Here is a 21,584-nt window from a genome sequence, read left to right as displayed (position 1 = left end):
ATCTCCGCGTTTGACTGACGAAGGGTGCAGTCGTGATCCAGAAAAATTGGCAAGACCTGATCAAGCCGAACAAGCTTGAGGTCGCTCCAGGCGGCGACGGCAAGCGTACGGCGACCATGGTGGCCGGGCCGCTCGAGCGCGGCTTCGGCCTGACGCTCGGCAACGCGCTGCGCCGAATCCTGCTGTCGTCGCTTCAGGGCGCGGCGGTGACCTCGGTTCACATCGACGGCGTGCTTCACGAGTTCTCGTCGATTCCCGGCGTCCGCGAGGACGTGACCGACATCGTCCTGAACATCAAGGACATCGCCATCAAGATGCAGGGCGAGGGTCCGAAGCGCATGGTTCTGCGCAAGCAGGGCCCGGGCCAGGTCGTTGCGGGCGATATCCAGGTCGTCGGCGACGTCCAGATCCTGAACCCCGAGCTGGCGCTCTGCACCCTGGACGAGGGCGCCGAGATCCGGATGGAGTTCACCGTCGACACCGGCAAGGGCTACGTCCCGGCGGACCGCAACCGCCCCGAGGACGCGCCGATCGGCCTGATCCCGGTCGACAGCCTGTACTCGCCGGTGAAGAAGGTCTCCTACCGCGTCGAGAGCACGCGCGAGGGCCAGAACCTCGATTTCGACAAGCTCACGCTGACGGTCGAGACCAACGGCTCGATCACGCCGGACGACGCGGTGGCCTACGCCGCCCGCATCCTGCAGGACCAGCTCGAGGTCTTCGTCAACTTCGAGGAGCCGAAGAAGGAGAGCGTCCAGTCCGCGATCCCGGAGCTCGCCTTCAACCCGGCGCTGCTCAAGAAGGTCGACGAGCTGGAGCTGTCGGTCCGTTCGGCGAACTGCCTGAAGAACGACAACATCGTCTACATCGGCGACCTGATCCAGAAGACCGAGGCCGAGATGCTCCGGACTCCGAACTTCGGCCGCAAGTCGTTGAACGAGATCAAGGAAGTGCTGGCGCAGATGGGTCTCCATCTCGGCATGGAAGTCGGCGGCTGGCCGCCGGACAACATCGACGAGCTCGCCAAGCGTTTCGAAGAACACTACTGAGGGTTCGGCCTCGTCAGCCTCTAGAGGCGCGGGCCTGAAGGAGAAGAAGTCATGTCCATGCACGGCAAGCGGGGTCGCCGCTTCAACCGGCTGCAGAGCCACCGCAAGGCGATGTTCGCCAACCTTGCGCTGTCGCTGATCGAGCACGAGCAGATCGTCACCACCCTGCCGAAGGCGAAGGACCTGCGTCCGGTCGTCGAGAAGCTGGTGACGCTCGCCAAGCGCGGCGACCTGCACGCCCGTCGCCAGGCGATCGCCGAGCTGCGCCACATCCCGACGGTGCGCAAACTGTTCGAGACGATCGGCCCGCGTTACAGCGCCCGCAACGGCGGCTACCTGCGCATCCTGAAGGCGGGTTTCCGCCACGGCGACAACGCGCCGGTCGCCGTGATCGAGTTCGTCGACCGCGACGTGGACGCCAAGGGCAAGTCCGACCGGGCGCGCGCCGAGGCGGAGAGCGCCGCAGCCTGATCAGGCGGGCGATCGCGGATCTGAGAAGGGCGGCCGGCGACGGTCGCCCTTTTCGCGTTCGCGCAAGCGGCTGACGGAGCGAGCGCCCCAACTTCCGTCCTCGGCGCAGGCGCACTATGTGAAGCCTCGTCTCCAACGACCGATCGAGCCGCCCATGTCGCTGACGCGCCTGCTTCTTGTTCCTGCGCTCGTGTTCGCCTGCCTCGGGCCGGCGGGCGCCCAGGATCGCCGCGCGCCGGAGAACCGGAGCGAGATCAAGCTGTCCTATGCGCCGGTCGTCGCGCACGTCACGCCGGCCGTCGTCAACATCTACGCCTCCCGGACGGAGCAGCGGCGGAACGCGCTGTTCGACGATCCCTTCTTCCGGCAATTCTTCGGCGGCGGCCGGGGCGTGCCGCGGGAACGGGTAGCCCGATCGCTCGGCTCCGGGGTGATAGTGGGCGCGGACGGGCTGGTGGTCACGAACAACCACGTCGTCGAGGGCATGACGGAGGTGCGGGTCGCCTTGTCCGACAAGCGGGAGTTCGAGGCCAAGATCCTGCTCAAGGATCAGCGGACGGACCTCGTGGTGCTGAAGATCGGCGACGGCTCGGAGAAGTTCCCGACGCTATCGCTCGCGGATTCCGACGCCCTCCAGGTGGGCGACCTGACGCTTGCCGTGGGCAATCCCTTCGGCGTGGGCCAGACTGTTACGTCCGGGATCGTGTCGGCGCTGGCCCGCAGCCAAGTGGGCGACGGGGCGTACCAGTCCTTCGTTCAGACCGACGCCGCCATCAACCCCGGCAACTCCGGCGGCGCACTCGTGGACATGGACGGCGCGCTAATCGGCATCAACACGGCGATCTTCTCGCAGTCCGGCGGATCGGTCGGCATCGGCTTCGCGATCCCGTCGAACATGGTCCGCGTGGTGCTGGCGTCGGCCCGGTCCGGCGCGAAGGCGGTCGCCCGGCCGTGGTTCGGCGCCTCGCTCCAGACCGTGACGCCCGACATCGCGGAGAGCCTGGGCCTCAAGAGGCCGGCCGGGGCGCTGGTGGCGAACGTCTCGCCCGGTTCGCCCGCGGCGAAGGCCGGCGTCGAGTCCGGCGATCTCGTCACGGCGGTCGATGGCCGGCCTATCGACGACGTCGAGGGCTTCACCTATCGCTTCGCCACCCGGCCGCTCGGCGGCGAAGCGGAGATCACGCTCGCGCGCGCCGCGAAGGAGCGGACGGTCAAGATCGCGCTCGCCGCAGCGCCTGAGACGCCCGCCCGGGACGCGCGCACGATCCGCGGCTACTCGCCCTTCGCCGGCGCAACGGTCGCGAACCTCTCGCCCGCGCTCACCGAGGAGCTGTCCTTGGATGATGGCCTGCGCGGGGTCGTCGTGATGGAGGCCGCGGAGGGCTCGGCCGCGCAGCAGCTCGGCTTTCAGAAGGGGGACGTCGTCCGTGAGATCAACGACCAGAAGGTCGGGTCTTCGGCCGATCTCGCCAAACTCTCCGGTTCCAATCCCCGCTACTGGAAGGTGACCATCGAACGCGGCGGCCGGACCTTCACTAGCGTGTTCGGAGGCTGAACGCGTGGCGAACCTGTTCGAGGCGGCGGGTCTCGAGCGCGAAGCGCCGCGGCCTCTTGCGGACCGTCTGCGGCCGCAGGCGCTTGGGGAGGTCATCGGGCAGGATCACCTTCTCGGACCCGACGGGGCTCTCGGCCGTCTGGTCGCCGCGGGGTCGCTCGGCAGCCTGATTTTCTGGGGGCCGCCGGGCACGGGCAAGACCACGGTCGGCAGGCTGCTCGCCAACGCCACCAACCTCGCCTTCGAGCCGATCTCGGCGATCTTCACCGGGGTCGCGGACCTGAAGAAGGTGTTCGACGCCGCCCGCGGCCGGCGCGCGATGGGGCAGGGGACGCTCCTCTTCGTCGACGAGATTCACCGCTTCAACAAGGCGCAGCAGGACAGCTTTCTTCCCGTGATGGAGGACGGGACGGTCACGCTCGTCGGAGCGACCACCGAGAACCCCTCCTTCGCGTTGAACGCCGCGCTGCTGTCGCGCGCGCGGGTGCTGGTGTTCAAATCGCTCGACGCCGAGGCGATCGAGGGGCTGCTCGCCCGCGCTGAAGCGATCGAGGAGCGCCCCCTGCCGTTGGACGCGGAGGCCCGCGCGGCGCTGATCCGGATGGCGGACGGCGACGGCCGCGCGTCGCTGACGCTCGCGGAGGAAATCTGGCGCGCGGCCCGCCCCGGCGAGGTCTTCGACTCGACACGGGTGCAGGACGTCGTCCAGCGCCGGGCGCCGATCTACGACAAGTCCTCGGACGGCCACTACAACCTCATCTCCGCGCTGCACAAATCGGTTCGCGGGTCCGATGCGGACGCGTCCCTCTACTGGCTGGCGCGGATGCTCGACGCGGGCGAAGACCCGCTCTACCTCGCCCGACGGCTGATCCGGATGGCGTCCGAGGACATTGGCCTGGCCGACCCTCAGGCCTTGGTGGTCGCCATCGCCGCCCGCGACGCCTACGAGCAGCTCGGCACGCCGGAGGGAGAGCTGGCGCTGGCCGAATGCGTGGTGCATCTCGCGACCGCTCCAAAGTCGAACGCAGTCTATGTCGCCTACAAGCGGGCCCGGGCGGCGGCGAAGGAGCATGGCTCTCTCGTCCCGCCGAAGCACATCCTGAACGCGCCGACGAAGCTCATGAAATCCGAGGGCTACGGCTCCGGTTACGCCTACGACCATGACGCGCCGGAGGCGTTTTCCGGCCAGGACTACTTCCCCGAGGCGATGGGCCGCCGCACGTTCTACGAGCCGCCGGACCGCGGTTTCGAGCGCGAGCTCAGGAAGCGGCTCGACTACTGGGCGAAGCTGCGAGCGGAGCGCAGCTGACGCCCTTCGAAGCGCGCACGCCGATGTGGTAGATTGGCGAGGTTCTCACGTCGGCAGGATCGGGAAGATGGGCGTCGAGCCGGGAAAGATGGCGGAGAGGCCGGTGACCAGGTTGATGGCCGACGCCGTAAGGCGGCTCGCAGACCTGCCCGAGGATCGGCAGAACGAGATCGCACGCATGCTAATCGACGCGGCGGACGCCGAGCTTTCCGGCGAGCCGCAACTGACCGAGCAGCAGCTTACGGAAGTAGATCAGGCGCTTGCGGAAGATGGGCCTTACGTCTCCGCCGACGAGATGGAGGCGTTTTTCGCGCGCTATCGGCGGTGATCGTCCGCTACACGGCGCGCGCTCGTGATCATCTTCGGGCGATCGGCGATCACATCGGTCAAGACGATCCGATTGCGGCCGGCCGCGTCCTCGACCGCATCGGACAGGCCGTCTCGCGGCTTGAGGCGTTTCCGCTCAGCGGACGGCGCGGCCGGCGGCGGGGCTCCTACGAGCTTCTGGTTCCGCGTCTGCCTTACATCGTCGTCTATCGTATGCGAGAGGACTACGTCGACATCCTCGGCGTCTTCCATGCGGCCCGCCATCCATCGACACGGACCAAACCATGATCCCGGCCCTTCTCGTCGCCCTCGGCGGGGCTATCGGCTCCCTTGCGCGCTACGGCGTAAACCTGTGGACTCTCAGATCTTTCGGTCCCGGCTTTCCTTGGGGCACGTTGACGGTCAACGTCGTGGGCGGCTTCGTGATGGGGCTGCTTGCCGCGCTGCTGACGCTCCGCGGCGGATCGAGCGAGGCCAGGCTGTTCCTGATGACCGGCGTACTCGGCGGGTTCACCACCTTCTCAGCCTTCTCGCTCGACGCGGTGTCGCTCTGGGAGCGCGGCGAGGGGAGCGCGGCGGCGGTCTACGTGATCGCCTCGGTCGCCGTTTCGATCGCCGCCCTCGTCGGGGGCCTCGCGCTCGGGCGCGCGCTGGGTTAATCCAGGCGCAACGCTGGGTTAACCCGGGGTTTCCATTCCGGTTGATCCGACACTGAAAGCTGATCCCATGGCGCAACGCACCCCCCGGGGGCCGAAATCCACCTCAGGCTCCCGCCGTCCCGCGGCGCCGGGGAAGCGGCCTGACGGCAAGCCGACCCGGGCGGCGCAGCGGAGCGCCGCGAGCGCGGCCTTCCGCAAGCCGGGGTCCGCCTCCGCCGGAAAGCCGGCGGCGAAGGCCGCGGCGAAGCCGGCCGGGCATCGCACGCTCGTCGAGAAGAGCGTCGAGCTCGCGGCGCGGGCGCTGCCGGCGCTGCCGGGGAAGGCGGCGGGCGTGCAGGCGATCCCGGTGCGCGAGGCCGAGGAGGGGCTGAGGCTCGACCGTTGGTTCAAGGAGCGTTTCCCGGCGCTCGCCTTCGGCCATCTCCAGAAGCTTTGCCGCACCGGTCAGATCCGAGTCGACGGCGCGCGCGCCAAGACGGCGACGAGGCTCTCCGCCGGCATGGTGGTTCGCGTCCCCCCGCTGAAGGACGAGAGCGAAGGCGCCGAAGACGAGGACGGCGTCGTCGCCGCGCCCGCCGTCCGCAGGCCCAGCGCCAGCGACAAGGACGCCGAGTTCCTGCGGTCGATCACGCTCTACGAGGATCGAGAGGTTCTCGTCCTGAACAAGCCCTTCGGCCTCGCGGTCCAGGGCGGCTCGGGCACGGTGCGGCACGTCGACGGGATGCTGGCGGCGCTCACCGACCGCTCCGGCCAGAAGCCGCGCCTCGTCCACCGCATCGACAAGGACACCGCGGGCGTGCTGGTGACGGCCAAGACCCGGCTCGCGGCTTCCGAGCTCGCGCGCACCTTCCGCTCCCGCGCGGCGCGCAAGGTCTACTGGGCGCTCGCCCCCGGCGTTCCGCGGGTGAAGCAGGGCCGCATCTCGACCTATCTCGCGAAGGGCGAAGGCGATGGCCCCGAGGGCGAGCGCATGCAGGTGGCCTCCCACGGCGACGCCGGCGCCAGCCACGCGCTGACCTACTACGCCGTCGTCGACCAGGTGGGGCAGAAGATGTCCTGGCTGTCGCTGAAGCCGGTCACCGGCCGCACGCACCAGCTCCGCGCGCACTGCGCCCACATCGGGCATCCGATCGTCGGCGACCCGAAGTATTTCAACATCGAGAACTGGGAGCTTCCGGGCGGCATCCAGAACCGGCTGCACCTGCTGGCTCGCCGGCTGGTGATCCCGCTGCCGAGCGGCGACATGCTGGACGTCTCGGCGCCGCTGCCGCCGCACATGCAGCAGTCCTGGAACCTGCTGGGCTTCGACGCCAGCGAGTACGACCCGATCATCGACGCGCCGGAAGACTGAGGCCTTCATGAAAACGGCCGCCCCTCGGGGCGGCCGTGGAGAATGCGAGGCTGCGGGTTACTCGGCTTCCGTCTCGACCGACACGGTCTCGATCGGGCCGACCGTCACGACGCCGACCGAGCCGCCGCCGCCGGACGAGCCGCCGCCTGAGAAGCCGCCGGCCCCGCCGCCGAAGTCGAACGACCCACTCGGGGCCTCGTACGAGACGTCCGGGAGATCGATCGCGAAGATCACAGAAGAGACCATCCCCGGGATCATGTCCTCGGCGTGCAGCGGATCGTAGGCCTGCTCGCGGCCGGTCGCGTTGACGCCTTCGACGAACACCTGCCAGTCGAACCCGCCCGGCTCGGTCACGACGGGATAGCCGGCGTCGGGACCCATGAAGCCCCAGTGACCTTCCGCGCCGTAGGACGTAATGGGCAAACCGTCGTCATGCAGCATCGATCGTCTCCTTATGAAAAACTCATATGTTGTCGATAGACGATATGTGACATGCCGCAGTTCAAACTGGATTTCAAGCCGCGCCAGAGAATTGATCCTGCGATCCAGTAGGCGATTATCTCCCCCGCGACCGAGCAACGCCGCAAGGCAGATCGATTTCCATTGGCGACAAGGCGTTTCAATCGATCGGGGCGCGCCGCGTATCCATGGCGCCGAGCTTCACCCTCAGTGACTGTTGCATCCCGTACTCGCGGCCTCGATGAAGGGCGCGACGTCGCCGGCCTCACAGCGTTCCTTGGCCCCGGGGACGCATGCGCCGGCGAAGGGTCCGCCGTCTGCGTCGCCCCGGCGGCCGGCTCGCTGAGGTTCAGGTCAGATCCGGCAGCTCGAACACGTCGGCCAGCGCGCCCTGGCCGCTCGGCAGCACGCGCGCGGGGGAGGGGCTGTCGTAGGCGACGACCAGCGTCGGCTTCGCTCCCGGCCTAAGAGCGAAGATCGTCGCGCCCTCGGCGTGGTCCACGCCCTCGCCGAACGGCAGGTCGAGGATCGGCGCGACCTCCTCGCGCGGGATGACCGAGCTGTCGTGGGCGAGCAGCGCGTTCCGCCAGCGGTGCAGCCGCACCGGTCCGTCGAGGTCCATCGTCGGGCCCGTCAGCAGCAGCATGTCGTTCCCCTGCACCAGCAGCGACCGCACGCCGAGGCCGTCGAGGTCGAGGAAGTGCTTGCGGTAGAGCGCGCCGTCGTCGTCGACGGGCTTCAGCGTCAGCCGTCGCTTGCTGGTCGCGACGATCCGGAGCTCGAGCACGATCGCCCATCCGCGCAGCACGGGTCCGCGCAGACCCAGGAAGACCCGCTCGCCCTGCACCGCGAGGCCCTCGACGTCGAAGCCGTTGTCCTTCGACGGGATCGAGAGGAACGGGCCGAGGTGCACGTCCTTCGCGAGCAGCTTCGACAGCGGGCTGTGCTTGCGACCCATCCGCAGCGCGCCGGAGCGGCGCTTGCGCTTCCCGCCGTCGAGCGCGGGCGCCTTGGCCGCCAGCGTTGGCGCGCCCGGCCGGTCGCCTGCGGCGATCGGAATGCGCCCGATCAGGAAGCGGTTCGCCTCGCGCTGCACCTTCGTGAGCTGCTCCAGCGCCTCGTCGGGGTGATCGCCGTGCTTCGGCTTCTTGCGCTTCAGGCTGTGGGAGCCGACGACCCAGAGATAGCCGTCCGCGATCGACAAGCCCTCCACGTCCGCCTCTTCGCTCGCGTCCGAAGGGAAGTCGAAGAAGTCGTGAAGGTCGAACCGCACGTGGCCGCCATAGCCGATCACCGCGCCGTCCGGATCGCGCCGCGCGACGAGCCGTTCAAGCGAGGCGCCCTCGTCGACGCCGACCCACAGGCTTTCGCCGTCGCCCATGGCCACGATCGCCGAAATGTCCTCGTGTAGCGCCTTCTCGGCGTTCGGGTCGTCGTCATGGAACGCCAGCGGCAGGCGCCCCACGAGCTTGGCGGCGCGCGCCTGCGCGGAGGCGGTCGGCGAAGTCTCGGCCATTCGGATCTCCCGGAATCGTGAACGCGAGATAGCGCGCGGCGGAGCGGCAGGGAGGGGCGCTCTTGCGCGGCCCGCGCGCGCGTCTTAGTCCACGTCGATCAAGGGAGTTCGCTCATGCTCGTCGTATTCGACGTGGACGGCACGCTGCTCGACAGCCAGCACGCCATCGTCGCGTCCATGGCCGAGGCCTACCAGCTCAACGGTCTGGAGCCGCCGTCGCGTGAGCAGGTGCTGGCGGTCGTAGGGCTGTCGGTGCGCGAGGCGGTGGAGGCGATCAGCCTCGACCGACCGGACCATCCCATCGACGCCATCGGCCTCGCCTTCAAGCAGAGTTTCAACGCACGGCGGAGGGCCGCTCCGGAGGCCGATCCGCTCTACGACGGCGCGCTCGAGATCCTGAGATCCCTGGCCGCGCGCGACGGCGTGCTGCTCGGGATCGCCACGGGCAATTCCCGCCGCGGGGTCAACCGCTTCCTCGACACCTTCGGGGTGCGCGATCTGTTCGCGGCGACCCAGTGCGCGGACGACGCGCCCTCGAAGCCGCACCCGGCCATGTTGCTCCAGGCCGCGGCCGAGGCGGGCGTGCCGGCCGAGGACATGGTGATGATCGGCGACACCACCTTCGACATGATGATGGCGCGCTCGGCGGGAGCGCGGGCGATCGGCGTCGCCTGGGGCTATCACCCCGCGGACCGTCTGCTCGCCTCCGGCGCCGAGCGGGTGATATCGAGCTTCGACGAGCTGGACGCGGCGCTGGGCTTCGGTCCGCCGGAGGTTCGCGCCCCGGAGGCCGCGGAATGAGCGCCGGCGTCGACGCCCTGGGCCGACCGGCTCTGCCGAAGCGGTTCTACACGACTGCCGAAGCGGTCGAGCGCGAAGGGCTTTGGGTGGTCGCGCTCGACGGCAAGACCACGCGCACGCCCGGCCGGGCGCCGCTCGCCTTCGCGGATCGCGGGCTCGCGGAGGACGTCGCCGCGGAATGGGCGGGGCAGGGCGAGACGATCAACCCCGCCACCATGCCGCTCACCCGGCTCGCGAACGCGGCCATCGACGGCGTCGCTGGCGAGCGTGAGGCCGTCGCCGCGGAAATCGTCAAATACGCCGGCAGCGATCTCGTGTGCTACCGCGCGGACGCGCCGGACCGGCTCGTGGCCAGGCAGGGCGCGCATTGGGATCCCGTGCTGGCCTTCGCCCGCGACGAGCTCGGCGCCCGCTTCGCGCTGGCGGAGGGCGTCATGTTCGTGGAGCAGAGCGGCGAAGCGCTTGAAGCCGTGGACCGTGCCGTGCCGCGCGACGACGTCTTCGTGCTGGCGGGGCTCAGCGTGATCACCACGCTCACGGGCTCCGCCCTGATCGCGCTCGCGATGCACCGCGGACGGCTGTCGGTCGACGACGCCTGGGCGGCGGCGCATGTGGACGAGGACTGGAACGTCGAACTCTGGGGCTCCGACGCCGAAGCGCTCGCCCGCCGCGCCGCGCGCCGCCGCGACATGGACGCCGCCGTGCGGATGGCACGGGCCGGGCGGTAGCCTCGCTCCGGCGTGAAGCGCCCGGGAGCCGAGTCCGCTCGGAATCCGGCGCGGCCGCTCTATCTCGCTCGACGTCCGCACCCAGCCGCCGGGATCTCCCTTGGACCTCAAGTCTTTCTCCGCCCTTCGCCGCTACACCCCCGCCTGGCGCATGCCGGAGTTCAACACGCTCATCGCCTTCCTCGTGGCGTCGGGTATGGCCTTCGCGTTCACGCGGATCGCGGACGAGATGGCCGAGGGGGAAACCCGCGCCTTCGACGAGTCGATCCTGCTCGCCCTGCGGCGATCGGACGACCCCGCGCGGCCGATCGGCCCGTGGTGGCTCGAGGCGGCGATGATCGACGTCACCAGCCTTGGCGGCTGGACGGTGCTCGCGCTGCTGACCACGCTCGTCGTGGTCTACCTCTTCATCACCGCGCGGACCGGCGCGGCGTGGCTCGTGCTCGCCTCCGTCGCCGGCGGCTCCGTGCTCAGCTCCGTGCTCAAGATGGGCTTCGCCCGCCCACGGCCGGAGCTCGTCGACCACCTCGTCAACGTCTCCTCCGCGAGCTTTCCCAGCGGCCACGCCATGCTGTCGGCCGCGACCTACCTCACGCTCGGCGTTCTGCTCGCACGCACGGAGAAGCGCCGGAGCGTGCGGGGCTTCATTTTCGGCGTGGCGGTGGCCCTGACGCTCGTGATCGGCATGAGCCGGGTCTATCTCGGCGTGCATTATCCGACCGACGTGCTCGCCGGCTGGTGCATGGGCGCGTCCTGGGCGCTGGTCTGCTGGCTGGTCGCCCGCTGGCTGCGTCCGAAGGGCGCCGAGCGCGACGAGGACGTGACGTCGGACTAGCCGCCGGTGTCGGCAGGAGCGCGGGCGTTGAGCCCGCCGCCAGCCGCAAGGCAGCTCTGCGCAAAAGTCATCGCTTGATCGCCGGCCGCCCCGGCGGGCCGTGGTATGCCGCCCGCGGCGACGCGCCACACTGCGCGCGTCGCGCAAGGCCCCGCGGTTCCATGCTCCTTGGCGTCAGCTTCAAGCTTCTCTCCGCCTTCCTGTTCACGGTGATGGCGTCGATGGTCCGCGCCATCGGCACGGAGGTCCCGACCGGCCAGGTGGTGTTCGCGCGTTCGCTGTTCGCGTTGGCTCCGCTGATGATCTGGCTGATGTGGCGCGGAAACGTGGTCAGCACGCTGAAGACCAAGCGGCCGCTCGGGCACATGCTGCGCAGCGCGATCGGCGTCGGCTCGATGTTCTGCATGTTCGGGGGCCTTGCGCGGCTGCCGCTGCCCGACGCGACCGTTCTCGGCTACGCCTCGCCGCTGATGACCATCATCTTCGCCGCCGTGCTGCTGCGCGAGCGCGTGATGGCGCACCGCTGGACGGCCGTCGCGATCGGGCTGGCCGGCGTCGTGATCATGCTCTGGCCGCAGCTGGAATCAGGGGCGCTGGCCTCGGTGGTGACGGGCGGCGCGCCGGCGAGCGAGACCGCGGTGGGCGCCGCCTTCGCCATCTGCGCCACGGTGCTGACCGCGGCGGCGATGATCCAGATCCGCCGCTTGACCCAGAGCGAGGGCACCGGCGCGATCGTGTTCTACTTCACCGTCTGGTCGACGGTGATCGGCCTGACGGTTTCGCTGACCTTCGGCTGGGTGTGGCCCGACGCGCGGACGGCGCTGCTGCTGGTCGGCACCGGCCTCGTCGGCGGCGTCGCGCAGATCCTGCTCACCGAAAGCTACCGCCACGCCGACGCGTCGCTGATCGCGCCGTTCGAGTACACCACCATCCTCTGGGCGCTCGCGATCGGCTTTCTGGCGTTCGGAGACCTGCCGTCCACGTCGATGGTGATCGGCGGGGCGATCGTGGTCGGCTCCGGCGTCGCGGTGGTGCTGCGGGAGCGTAAGCTCGGCATCAAGCGCGCGCGGGTCCGCAAGGCGAGCCCGCCGTCGCCCGGCGTCTGACCTCAGGCGAGGCCGAGCCGCGCCAGCGCGCCGCCCAGCTCGTCGAAGTGGTCGATCACCACGTCGCCGCCGAGTTCGCGCGGGGGGACGGAGGTGTAGCCGAAGCTCAGCACCACGCAGGGCACGCCCGCGGCCTTAGCGGCGGCGACGTCCGTGCCGCTGTCGCCGATCATGACCGCGCGGGCCGGGTCGCCGCCGACCTGCGTGATCGCCCCGAGCAGCGGCGCGGCGTCGGGCTTGGCGACGCCGTAGGTGTCGCCGCCCACGATCGCGCCGAACCGGTTCGCGATCCCGAGTTCGCCCATCAGCTTCACGGCGAAGCGCTCGAGCTTGTTGGTGCAGACGGCGAGCTTCGCGCCCGAGGCGTCGAGCCGGTCGAGCGCGGCGTCGACGCCGGGGAAGACGTGGCTCTTGTCGGCGATGTGCGCCTCGTAGTGCTCCAGGAACAGCGCGTAGAGCTCGCCGATGCGCTCCTTCGCCGGCGTGCGTTCGGCGGCGGCCAGGCCGCGCTCGACGAGCGCGCGGGCGCCGGCGCCCATCATGCCGCGCACCTCCGCGATCGGGATCGGCGGGCAGCCCTCCGCGGCCATCACGACGTTCAGCGCCTCGACGAGGTCAGGCGCGGATTCGACGAGGGTGCCGTCGAGGTCGAAGACGACGGTGAGCGGCGCTGCGGACATGAGCGGATTCCCGATGCGGGGGGAGGTCGCGTCAGCCTCTACAGGGCGCGCGGCCAGCGGCGCAAGCCGGCGCGCGCGGGCGCCTGTCCTGCTACCCTCGGCCGGGTCGAATCGCGAACCCCGAGGTGGCCCCATGCCGATCGCCCGTCTGAGCGCCGCGCTGGCGGCGGCCGTCCTGCTGGGAGGCGCGGCGCTGGCGCAAGCCCCCGACGCTCAGCCCGACCACGCCTTCCTCGCCGCGCCGCAGGTCGATCTCAACCGCATGTACCGCGTCGACCGGGCGACGGGCGAGATGGGCTCCTGCCAATACGCGGTGAAGGACGGCACGGTGGGCGTGACGCTCTGCTTTCCCGCCGGCGAGGGGGCCGGGCCGCAGCAGCCGGGCGTCTACGACCTCGTCGCTTCGAACCACAGCCGCGAGGGCGGCGTGTTCCGGGTCGACCGTCGCTCCGGTCGCATGAGCTCGTGTTACGTGCTCGGCGAACAGGTGGTCTGCACGCCGCTTTCGCGATGAGGGCCGCGACGGGTCTGGCCGGTCCGCGTCCGGGTGTGGTATGTCGCCGTCATTCCGGGGACGAAGACGTCATTCCGGGCGGACGAATACGCCGACGTGGCCAGTCGAACGGCCGCCGTCTGCTTTTCATGCGCGGGACGATGAGCGGCTATACGGCATGCGCGACGTCATTGAATCCGCCTCAGGCGGCATCACTTCTAGGGTAATCTTGGCCATGCGGCCGCGCCTCGGCGCCGCGCACGCAGGCCGGCGCCGCGGCGGTCCGCGGCGCGGCGTCCGCGCAGACGCCACCTCGCTCGTCGCCGGCCTCGCCGGCTGAAAAGGACAGGGACCCCTTGAGCATCGACGATTTCAAACGCGCCGCGGCGGAGGCCGCGCTTGCGCATGTGCGGCCGGGCATGAAGCTCGGCCTCGGCACCGGCTCCACGGCCGCGCTGTTCGTGGAGCTGCTGGGCGAGAAGGTGAGCCAGGGCCTCGACGTGGTCGGCGTGCCGACCTCCGAGTCGACCCGGGAGCTCGCCGAGCGCTACGGCGTGCCGCTGACGACGCTGAAGGAAGAGCCTGAGCTCGACCTGACGGTGGACGGCGCGGACGAGATCGACCCCCAGCTGCGCCTGATCAAGGGCGGCGGCGCGGCGTTGCTGCGCGAGAAGATCGTGGCCTTCGCCTCAAAGCGCATGATCGTCATCGCCGACGACTCCAAGCTCGTCGACACGCTCGGCCGCTTCCCGCTTCCGATCGAGGTCGTGCCGTTCGGCAAGGAGACCACCCGCCGCGCCGTCGAGCGCGTCGCGCGCGACCTCGGCCTCTCCGGCGAGATCGACATGCGCCGAGCGGAGGACGCCTGCCCGATCGTGACGGACGGCGGCCACTACATCGTCGACGGCAAGTTCGGCCGCATCGATCGGCCGGAGGAACTCGCCGCGGCGCTCGCGGCCATCCCCGGCGTCGTGGAGCACGGACTGTTCATCGGCCTCGCCGACCTCGCGCTCGTCGCGAGCGCGAACGGCGTCGTCACGATCGAGCCGCAGGGCCGCTCGGTCCCGGAAGCCTCAAGGAGATTCGCATGACGTTTCGCATCGCCCTGCGCCGGATCGGCGCCGCGGCCGGGCTCGCCCTCGCCGTCTCCGTCGCGCCGGCCTGGGCCGACGAAACGCAGGAGGCGAAACTCAAGACCGCGCGGGAGGTGATCGACGTCTCCGGCGCCGCCGAGACCTTCGACGGCATCGTGCCGATCTTTCTCGACGAGGCGAAGCGCACCTTCGTCCGTACGCGGCCCGAGCTGTCGAAGGACTTCGACGAGGTCATCAAGACGCTGCAGCCCGAGTTCGAAGCGCGCCGCGAGCAACTGCTCAACGACGTCGCGGCGGTCTACGCCGAGCGGTTCACGGACCAGGAGCTGACCGACATCAAGACCTTCTATACCACCCCTTCGGGCAAGAAGCTGGTGCAGGTCCTGCCCGCGGTGCTGCAGGCCAGCTACGAGAAGACCAACGCCTGGAGCCGCCAGATGAGCCAGGACGTGGTGAGCCGCATGCGGCAGGAAATGAAGAAGCGCGGCCACGACATCTGAACGGAGCCCGCGCCGCGACTCAGCGGCGCGCCCGAATTTGAAAGCGGCGGTTTCGCGGGGACGCGGGGCCGCCGCTTTGCGTTCGGGGCGCCTCCGGTGACGCCATGATCCACCCCGTCATATCGGGACGAGCCCAGCGGCGACGGCGGAGCGTGGGAGGCGTGTCGCGTTCACCGAGCCGCGTTGAGGCAGCGGAACGCCGGGAAGCGAACCGCGGCGGCGATTGGCGCGTATGTCGCCGGTGGCCAGAACCCTCCGCCTCCTCCTCGCCGACCAGCTCACCCGCGGGATCGCCTCGCTGAAGGACCTCGACCTCGCCGCGGACGTCGTGCTGCTGGCGGAGGTGATGGAGGAGGCGACCTACGTCGGCCATCACAAGCAGAAGCTCGTCTTCCTGTTCGCCGCGATGCGCGCCTTCGCCCGCGCGCTGCGCGACGAAGGCGTGACCGTGGACTACGTCGCCCTCGACGACCCCGAGAACGCCGGCTCGCTCGGCGGGGAAGTGAGACGCGCTCTCGCTCGCCACGGCTGCGATCGGCTCACGCTGACGGAGCCCGGCGAATGGCGCGTGCTCGAGATGATGCAGGACTGGCGCGAGGAGCTCGACGTCGACGTCGTCATTCGCGAGGACGATCGCTTCCTGTGCTCGCGCGCCCGCTTCGAGGCCTGGGCGCATGGCCGCAAAGGGCTGCGCATGGAGTTCTTCTACCGCGAGATGCGGAAGGAGACCGGCCTGCTGATGGACGGCGCGGCGCCGGAAGGCGGCCAGTGGAACTACGACCCTGACAACCGCAAGAGCCTCCCGAAGGGCGTGACGCCGCCCGCCCGCGCCCGCTTCGAGCCGGACGCCGCGGTCCGCGATGTCATGGCGCTGGTGGAGGCGCGCTTTCCCGACAACTTCGGGACGCTCGACCACTACGGCTGGGGCTGGACCCGGACGCAGGCGCTGGAGGCGCTGGACGCCTTCGTGCGCCAAGCCCTGCCGCGCTTCGGCGACTATCAGGACGCGATGAAGGCCGGCGAGCCCTTCCTGTTCCACGGCGTCGTCTCGCCCTACCTCAACGCCGGCCTGCTGACGGCGCGCGAGGTCTGCGACGCCGCCGTCGCGGCCTATAAGGCGGGCGCGGCGCCGCTGAACGCAGTTGAGGGCTTTGTCAGGCAGATCCTTGGTTGGCGGGAGTATGTTCGCGGCGTCTACTGGCTGAAGATGCCTGAGTACCGCGACACCAACGCGCTCGGCGCCGAGCGGAAGCTTCCCGACCTCTACTGGACCGCCGAGACCGACCTTAACTGCCTCGCGCACTGCGTCGGCGAGACCCGCGACCACGCCTACGCCCATCACATCCAGCGCCTGATGGTGCTCGGCAACTTCGCGCTGCTTGGCGGTTTCCGCCCGCGGGAGGTGCAGGATTGGTATCTGCTGGTCTACGCCGACGCCTACGAGTGGGTGGAACTGCCGAACGTGCAGGGCATGGCCCTGTTCGCCGACGGCGGGATGTTGGCGTCAAAACCCTACGCGGCGTCCGGCGCCTACATCGACCGAATGTCGGACTACTGCAAAGGCTGCCGCTACGACGTGAAGGCGAAGACGGGCGAGAACGCCTGTCCGTTCAATTATTTGTATTGGGACTTTCTCATCCGGAACGAAGGAACGCTCGGGAACAACCATCGGCTGGCGATGCCCTACCGCAACTTGGCCCGGATGACGACCGAGCGCGTCGCCGAGATCCGCGCCGACGCCGCGCGGTTCCTCGACGGGCTGCCGGCCACGTATGACGGCTAAGGGGCGCAGCGTTGCTGATTATATAAGTTCTCGTATAATCGGCTAATGGGGCTAGACCTAAAGCCGTTGGAGTTTCGAGGGCGGTCGCTCGACGACCTCAAGGCTTTTCCGGACGAGGCCCGACGCGACGTAGGCTATCAGCTGGACAAGGTTCAGCACGGCGAAGAGCCTTCGGACTGGAAGCCGATGACGACGGTCGGAGCAGGCGTCCGCGAGATACGCATCCGCGACCAGAGCGGCGCCTTCCGAGTGATCTACGTCGCGGCCTTGGCGGGCGTCGTGTACGTCCTCCATTGCTTCCAGAAGAAGACGCAGAAGACCTCTCGAAACGATCTCGACTTGGCCGCCAAGCGATATCGCGAGCTGACTCAGGAGCTTGAAGATGGCCGCTGAAAGGTTCCCCAGCGTATGGGATGCGATCGAGAGCGACCCCGCGGAGGCGGCGACGCTGAAGGTCCGGGCCGAACTGATGAGGGCGATCGAGGCGCACATTCGGCGCAAGCGCTGGACCCAGGCCGAAGCGGCCAAGCGCCTCGGCGTCACGCAGCCCCGCGTCTCCGACCTGATGCGTGGAAAGATCGATCTGTTCAGTCTCGACAAGCTCTACACGATGGCGAACGTGATCGGACTGCGGACGGAACTGCGCATCGGCGAGGCGGCCTAAGCTCCTCGCGTCACTTGCCCAGGAACGCCGCCGTCAGCGGGTGGATGTGGCTGATCTCCACGTCGGGCAGACGCTCTTCCACGCGCTCGGCGATCATCAGGCGATGGCAATGCTCGGGCTCGCGTTCGAAGCAGAGCAGGCAGAGTTTCCGGCCCGTCGCGGCGAGCGCCGTGAGGGCGGCGAGTTCCTCCTGCGCGGGTTCGGTGACGAGATGGGCCTCGAAGATGCGACGCATCTCGGCATGGCGGCCGGAGCGGGCGGCGGCGCGGCCATCCGCCGGAGTGCCGAGCGCGCGCAGGTGCAGATAGCTCAGGCCGCGCTCCTCGACCTCGGCCGCGAGCGCGCGCTTCGAAAACCCGGGCCGGCGGGAGTTCGCGACCGCCCGGACGTCGACCAGCGTCTCCACGCCGGCTTCGACCAAGGCGTCCGCGAGCGAGGAGGGCGTCGCGCTTTCGTATCCGACGGTGAAAAGCTCGGTCATCAAAACGTCCGTCGGCCGGTCATTCGGAGGTCAGGTCACTTCAGGTCGCAGGCCCATATGGCGCTGACCTTCGCCGAAAACCGCACGGCGGGGTAGCCCTCGTAGAAGGCGGGGATCACGAAGGTGGCGGTGGAGGAGGGCGGCACAAGGCCCGTCCCGACGAAAGCAAGGTCGTTCAACTCCATGGTCTGGGTCGAGACTTCGATCTTGGTGAGCACTTTGTCGGGGAACGGGTTTTTCACGTCCCACAGGAAGATGTTGGACTGGACCCGGTAGGAGGGACTCGCGCCGCGCACCTTGCGGAACTCCTCGAGGCTGATCGGATGGGCGCGGCAGGACTTCAGCTGCGCGCCAAAACCTTGCCGGTCCAGCGCCGTCTGGGCCTCCGCGTCGCAGCTCTGTCGGCAGGCGGTCGCTGCGTCCTTGACGGCGATGTCGTCGGAGTCGGCGGCGACCTTCGAGCCGAAACACGCGTCGAAACAAGCGCTTCGGGCGGGAGCGGCGACGAGGCACAGCAGCGCTGCGGCGACGAGACTGGCGGTGCGCATCTCAGCGGCGTCTCCGTTGGGCGCCTCTCGGCGGCGCTTCGGGCTGGGTCGAACGCCGGCGCGCCCTTTGTTGGCGGCCCGGCGCGGCTGGGCCTGTTACGAACCGCACCTCGTCTCGGATCGCGCGCAGGTCGTCCCGGGTAGGCCGCAAGCATTCGCGCTTAGCACTCACCATCGCTTGCTGCTAATATCTATGTTTTAGCAAATTGTTAACCTCTGGATATTGTCATGGAGATGTAACGTCTTGCAAAATCTCTCCCGTGGGAGACGGCGCGTCGGCAAACCGCGCCGTTCGGCGATGGAGTTCGACATGATCGGATACGACGACAGAGCGGCTGGGATTGCGCCGGCCGCGAACGCCTCACCCCTGACGACCAAGAGCGATTTCGCGCGCCAGCTCGAAGGCTACGGCCTGACGACGGCCGAAATCCTCTACCGGCTGCCGGACCACCCGGGGCTGCTCCAGTCTTATGTCTGGCAGGAGTACGACCACGCGCCAAACTACCCCGTGTTGCGCCGGTTTCTGGAATGGTGGCGGAAGGAGCTGGAGGGGATGCTCCACTCCGTCCGCGTCGGCCACAAGGCGCTGATCGGCCCGGCGGAGCTCAAGCCGGTGCGAGCCGAGTTCCGGCTGCACTGAGGAGCGGCCGGGCGAACCTCAGGCCACGCTAAGCCTTCCGCGTCGCGCGCCGACTCGTGCGGGGCATCCAGCGGTCCAACACGCACGAGCAAGGGGATCTCCCCCGGACGAGCCGGCGAGATGACGGCGGGGAACGGACCGGCGGTCGCGAGCGCCCTACGGCTTGTAGACGAGCGTCGCGTCCTGGGTGTCGCCGGCGTTCGGACCGGTCATGATCCTGATCGGGCCGGGCGTCGCGACGAAGTCCGAGGCGGTGCGCCAGTAGGAGAAATCGGCCACGGAGACCGGGAGCGTGACGGTCTTGGTCTCGCCCGGCGCGAGCTCCACCCGGCCGAAGCCGCGCAGGACCTTTGCGGGCTGCGAGACGGCGGCGACCTCCGGGCGCAGGTAGAGCTGCGCCATGGCGACGCCCGGCCGTTCGCCGACGTTGCGGATCGACACCGAGACCTTCGCGGTTTCGCCGTCTTTGATCGCGTCGCGGTCGAGCTTCGGCGGGCCGTAATGGAACGAGGTGTAGGTCAGCCCGTAACCGAAGGCGAAGAGCGGGGCGTGGCCCTCGTCGGAGTAGCTCGAGGTGTAGGGCTTCTCCGGCGTCTCGGGCGGCCGCCCGCCCGGCCGCTGGTCGTGCGTGGTGGGGATTTGGCCGACGGCGCGCGGGAAGGTCATCGGCAGCCGCCCGACCGGCGCCACGTCGCCCATCAGCGTGCGTGCGATGGCGAGGCCGCCCATTGTGCCCGGCTGCCAGGCGTAGAGCAGCGCCTTGGCCCGCACGGCGATGTCGGTCAGCACGAGCGGACGCCCGGCGAACACCACGACGGCGGTCGGCTTGCCGACGGCGAGCACGGCGCGGACCAGCCGCTCTTGGTCGCCGGGCAGGCCGAGGTCCGCGCGGCTTGCGGCCTCGCCCGACTGGTTGAAGCGCTCGCCGACCGCCAGCACGACGACGTCGGAGCGGCGGGCGGTCTCGACCGCGGCGGCGATCTCGTCGTCGCTGGAGCCGAAGGTCGAGCCTCCGGCCGTGACGGTCAGCTCGGCGGACGATCCGAGCCGCTCGGCGAGGCCTTTGGCGAGCGTCGAGGTCTCGGGCGGCACGCCCCGCGCGGCCCAGGGGCCGAGCGTGTCGGCCTGGCCTTCGGCCAGCGGCCCCACCAGTCCGACGCGCTTCACGTCTCTCGCGAAGGGCAGCACCCCGCCCTCGTTCTTGAGCAGCACCAACGATTTTTCGGCGATGTCCTGCGCCGCGTCGCGATTGGCCTGGGTCAGCAGCGCGGCCTTCTCGCCCTCGGGCGTCGCGCCGCGGTAGGGGTCGTCGAACAGGCCGAGGTCCTCCTTAAGCGTCAGCACCCGGCGCACCGCAGCGTCGAGCCGCGCGGGCGAGACCGCCCCGGAGCGCACGAGCTCAGGCAGGCGGTTCACATAGGCCTGGCTCTCCATGTCGACGTCGGTGCCGGCGTTGATCGCGATCCGCGACGCGTCAGCCTGGTCCGCGGCGACGCCGTGGTTGACGATCTCGTTCACGGCGAGGAAGTCGCTGGTGACGATCCCGTCGAAGCGCCAGTCCTTCCGCAGAACCTCCTCGATCAGGTGGCTGTTCGCGGCGCTCGGCACGCCGTCATTGGCGTTCAGCGCCGCCATGAAGCAGCGCGCGCCGGCCTTGGTGGCGGCCTCGAACGGCGGCATGTAGATCTCGCGCACCGCCCGGTCGGAGAGGTCGGAGGCGGTGTAGTCGCGCCCGCCGGCGGCCGCGCCGTTGGCGCCGAAATGCTTCGCGCAGGAGACCACGTTCCCGCGTTCCTTGAGGTCCGACCCCTGGAGCCCGCGCACCCGGGCCTCTGCGATGCGAGCGCCGAGCCAGGCGCTCTCGCCGATGCCCTCCACGCCCCGTCCCCAGCGCGGATCGCGGCTGACGTCGAGCATCGGCGCGAAGATCATGTTGATCCCCGAGGCGGAGGCTTCCCGCGCCGCGACGCGCTCGGCCTTCTCCATGGCGGCGAGGTCCCAACTCGCGGCCTGCGCAAGGGGCGTCGGGAAGATCGTGCGGTAGCCGTGGATGACGTCCAGCGCGAGGAACAGCGGGATCTTGAGCCGGGAGTTCTCCACCGCCTCCCGCTGGAGCGCGCGCGTGTCGTCCGCGCCGTGCACGTTGTAGACGCTGCCGACCGATCCGGCGGCGATGCCCTTCACGATCCGGTCGTAGCCCGGCTCCACGTTGGGCACGATCGAGACCATGTTGAGCTGCCCGATCTTCTCCTCGAGCGTCATCTTCGAGAGCAACTCCTCGACGCGCCCGCTGGGCTCGGCGGCTCTGGTCTGCGCGGAGGCGGCCAGAGGGGCGAAGGCGACGAGGGCTGCGGCGCCGAGCGGGCGGAGCAGGGCTAGGGCGTCCATGGTTCCGATCCGTGGTCGGGAAAGGGAAGGGCGGGCGGCCGGCACTATCGCCGATCCCGCTGCGATGGCGAACCGGGGGGCGGCGACGGGCCGCAGGTCGCTCTTGCGCGCCGGGCGGCCGCAGGGCGATAACCGCGCGGCCGGCAT

At 69.6% G+C, this 21,584-nt stretch carries 25 protein-coding genes; 19 read left to right on the top strand and 6 right to left on the bottom strand.

The genetic code is table 11. The features are described 5' to 3' along the window. Positions 1 to 14 precede the first annotated feature (14 nt). From METY_RS03600 to METY_RS03570, 8 genes are all read left to right on the top strand, one after another. The gene (locus METY_RS03600) at positions 15 to 1,049 is read left to right on the top strand and encodes a DNA-directed RNA polymerase subunit alpha (protein WP_200819593.1); all 1,035 of its coding nucleotides are present in this window, start codon (positions 15 to 17) and stop codon (positions 1,047 to 1,049) included. Between the two features lie 51 nt (positions 1,050 to 1,100). Next, positions 1,101 to 1,520: a 50S ribosomal protein L17 gene (rplQ, locus tag METY_RS03595; protein ID WP_020185767.1), complete on the top strand. Its 420-nt coding sequence runs from the start codon at positions 1,101 to 1,103 to the stop codon at positions 1,518 to 1,520. Between the two features lie 154 nt (positions 1,521 to 1,674). Continuing rightward, positions 1,675 to 3,075, top strand: a complete 1,401-nt coding sequence (locus METY_RS03590) for a DegQ family serine endoprotease (protein ID WP_103120014.1) — start codon at positions 1,675 to 1,677, stop codon at positions 3,073 to 3,075. Positions 3,076 to 3,079: 4 nt separating this feature from the next. Further along, on the top strand, positions 3,080 to 4,384 hold the full coding sequence (locus tag METY_RS03585; protein ID WP_103120013.1) for a replication-associated recombination protein A: 1,305 nt from the start codon (positions 3,080 to 3,082) through the stop codon (positions 4,382 to 4,384). A 103-nt stretch (positions 4,385 to 4,487) separates the two neighbouring features. Then, on the top strand, positions 4,488 to 4,712 hold the full coding sequence (locus METY_RS21010) for a hypothetical protein (protein WP_160147300.1): 225 nt from the start codon (positions 4,488 to 4,490) through the stop codon (positions 4,710 to 4,712). Continuing rightward, the gene (locus tag METY_RS21005) at positions 4,709 to 4,999 is read left to right on the top strand and encodes a type II toxin-antitoxin system RelE/ParE family toxin (RefSeq protein ID WP_160147299.1); all 291 of its coding nucleotides are present in this window, start codon (positions 4,709 to 4,711) and stop codon (positions 4,997 to 4,999) included. The genes METY_RS21010 and METY_RS21005 overlap by 4 nt, the downstream gene beginning before the upstream one ends. After that, positions 4,996 to 5,370, top strand: a complete 375-nt coding sequence (gene crcB, locus METY_RS03575) for a fluoride efflux transporter CrcB (RefSeq protein WP_103120011.1) — start codon at positions 4,996 to 4,998, stop codon at positions 5,368 to 5,370. Before METY_RS21005 ends, crcB begins: the two co-directional genes overlap by 4 nt. Positions 5,371 to 5,437: 67 nt before the next feature. Continuing rightward, positions 5,438 to 6,721 carry an RluA family pseudouridine synthase gene (locus METY_RS03570; RefSeq protein WP_200819586.1) on the top strand — a complete coding sequence of 428 codons (1,284 nt, stop codon included), beginning with the start codon at positions 5,438 to 5,440 and terminating at the stop codon, positions 6,719 to 6,721. A 57-nt stretch (positions 6,722 to 6,778) separates the two neighbouring features. Here METY_RS03570 and METY_RS03565 read toward each other — a convergent pair whose 3' ends face one another. Together METY_RS03565 and METY_RS03560 are read right to left on the bottom strand one after the other, a co-directional pair. Next, positions 6,779 to 7,162, bottom strand: a complete 384-nt coding sequence (locus METY_RS03565) for a hypothetical protein (protein WP_103120010.1) — start codon at positions 7,160 to 7,162, stop codon at positions 6,779 to 6,781. A gap of 367 nt (positions 7,163 to 7,529) precedes the next feature. Continuing rightward, positions 7,530 to 8,696 carry a DUF3616 domain-containing protein gene (locus tag METY_RS03560; RefSeq protein ID WP_103120009.1) on the bottom strand — a complete coding sequence of 389 codons (1,167 nt, stop codon included), beginning with the start codon at positions 8,694 to 8,696 and terminating at the stop codon, positions 7,530 to 7,532. Between the two features lie 114 nt (positions 8,697 to 8,810). Here METY_RS03560 and METY_RS03555 point away from each other — a divergent pair, with 114 nt between their 5' ends. The 4 genes from METY_RS03555 (at position 8,811) to METY_RS03540 (ending at position 12,166) form a co-directional block, all read left to right on the top strand. Next, positions 8,811 to 9,497 carry an HAD-IA family hydrolase gene (locus tag METY_RS03555; protein ID WP_103120008.1) on the top strand — a complete coding sequence of 229 codons (687 nt, stop codon included), beginning with the start codon at positions 8,811 to 8,813 and terminating at the stop codon, positions 9,495 to 9,497. Then, a complete protein-coding gene (locus METY_RS03550) occupies positions 9,494 to 10,225 on the top strand; it encodes an ATP12 family chaperone protein (protein ID WP_103120007.1) in 732 nt (243 codons plus the stop codon). The genes METY_RS03555 and METY_RS03550 overlap by 4 nt, the downstream gene beginning before the upstream one ends. A 100-nt stretch (positions 10,226 to 10,325) precedes the next feature. Beyond that, positions 10,326 to 11,060 (top strand): phosphatase PAP2 family protein, encoded by a 735-nt coding sequence (locus tag METY_RS03545; RefSeq protein ID WP_244593506.1) that lies wholly within the window; start codon positions 10,326 to 10,328, stop codon positions 11,058 to 11,060. A gap of 161 nt (positions 11,061 to 11,221) precedes the next feature. Next, entirely contained in the window at positions 11,222 to 12,166 is a 945-nt protein-coding gene (locus METY_RS03540; protein WP_103120006.1) for a DMT family transporter, read from the top strand. Between the two features lie 2 nt (positions 12,167 to 12,168). Here the strand turns inward: METY_RS03540 and gph are convergent, their stop codons facing one another. After that, positions 12,169 to 12,846: a phosphoglycolate phosphatase gene (gene gph / locus METY_RS03535; RefSeq protein WP_103120005.1), complete on the bottom strand. Its 678-nt coding sequence runs from the start codon at positions 12,844 to 12,846 to the stop codon at positions 12,169 to 12,171. Positions 12,847 to 12,979: 133 nt separating this feature from the next. Here gph and METY_RS03530 point away from each other — a divergent pair, with 133 nt between their 5' ends. The 6 genes from METY_RS03530 to METY_RS03505 all read left to right on the top strand — a co-directional run bounded on the left by METY_RS03530 (position 12,980) and on the right by METY_RS03505 (position 17,380). Beyond that, positions 12,980 to 13,360, top strand: a complete 381-nt coding sequence (locus METY_RS03530) for a hypothetical protein (protein WP_103120004.1) — start codon at positions 12,980 to 12,982, stop codon at positions 13,358 to 13,360. Between the two features lie 335 nt (positions 13,361 to 13,695). After that, on the top strand, positions 13,696 to 14,430 hold the full coding sequence (gene rpiA, locus METY_RS03525; RefSeq protein ID WP_103120003.1) for a ribose-5-phosphate isomerase RpiA: 735 nt from the start codon (positions 13,696 to 13,698) through the stop codon (positions 14,428 to 14,430). After that, positions 14,427 to 14,933: a DUF2059 domain-containing protein gene (locus METY_RS03520; protein ID WP_103120002.1), complete on the top strand. Its 507-nt coding sequence runs from the start codon at positions 14,427 to 14,429 to the stop codon at positions 14,931 to 14,933. Before rpiA ends, METY_RS03520 begins: the two co-directional genes overlap by 4 nt. A 232-nt stretch (positions 14,934 to 15,165) precedes the next feature. Then, on the top strand, positions 15,166 to 16,716 hold the full coding sequence (locus METY_RS03515; protein ID WP_103120001.1) for a cryptochrome/photolyase family protein: 1,551 nt from the start codon (positions 15,166 to 15,168) through the stop codon (positions 16,714 to 16,716). A gap of 45 nt (positions 16,717 to 16,761) precedes the next feature. Beyond that, a complete protein-coding gene (locus METY_RS03510; RefSeq protein WP_103120000.1) occupies positions 16,762 to 17,109 on the top strand; it encodes a type II toxin-antitoxin system RelE/ParE family toxin in 348 nt (115 codons plus the stop codon). Then, positions 17,099 to 17,380: a helix-turn-helix domain-containing protein gene (locus METY_RS03505; RefSeq protein ID WP_103119999.1), complete on the top strand. Its 282-nt coding sequence runs from the start codon at positions 17,099 to 17,101 to the stop codon at positions 17,378 to 17,380. Before METY_RS03510 ends, METY_RS03505 begins: the two co-directional genes overlap by 11 nt. Before the next feature lie 10 nt (positions 17,381 to 17,390). Here the strand turns inward: METY_RS03505 and METY_RS03500 are convergent, their stop codons facing one another. Together METY_RS03500 and METY_RS03495 are read right to left on the bottom strand one after the other, a co-directional pair. After that, a complete protein-coding gene (locus METY_RS03500; RefSeq protein ID WP_103119998.1) occupies positions 17,391 to 17,861 on the bottom strand; it encodes a DUF488 domain-containing protein in 471 nt (156 codons plus the stop codon). A 35-nt stretch (positions 17,862 to 17,896) separates the two neighbouring features. Then, positions 17,897 to 18,409, bottom strand: a complete 513-nt coding sequence (locus tag METY_RS03495) for a hypothetical protein (protein WP_103119997.1) — start codon at positions 18,407 to 18,409, stop codon at positions 17,897 to 17,899. A gap of 310 nt (positions 18,410 to 18,719) precedes the next feature. Here METY_RS03495 and METY_RS03490 point away from each other — a divergent pair, with 310 nt between their 5' ends. Further along, positions 18,720 to 19,049: an usg protein gene (locus tag METY_RS03490; protein ID WP_244593505.1), complete on the top strand. Its 330-nt coding sequence runs from the start codon at positions 18,720 to 18,722 to the stop codon at positions 19,047 to 19,049. Between the two features lie 156 nt (positions 19,050 to 19,205). Here the strand turns inward: METY_RS03490 and bglX are convergent, their stop codons facing one another. Beyond that, on the bottom strand, positions 19,206 to 21,437 hold the full coding sequence (bglX, locus tag METY_RS03485; protein WP_103119996.1) for a beta-glucosidase BglX: 2,232 nt from the start codon (positions 21,435 to 21,437) through the stop codon (positions 19,206 to 19,208). Positions 21,438 to 21,584 lie beyond the last annotated feature (147 nt).

It is taken from the genome of Methylopila sp. Yamaguchi (genome assembly GCF_002897035.1).
In the GTDB taxonomy this organism is placed as follows: Bacteria; Pseudomonadota; Alphaproteobacteria; order Rhizobiales; family Methylopilaceae; genus Methylopila.
Note: the sequence above shows the minus strand (reverse complement) of the source record. Positions and strands in the feature narration are given on the sequence as shown.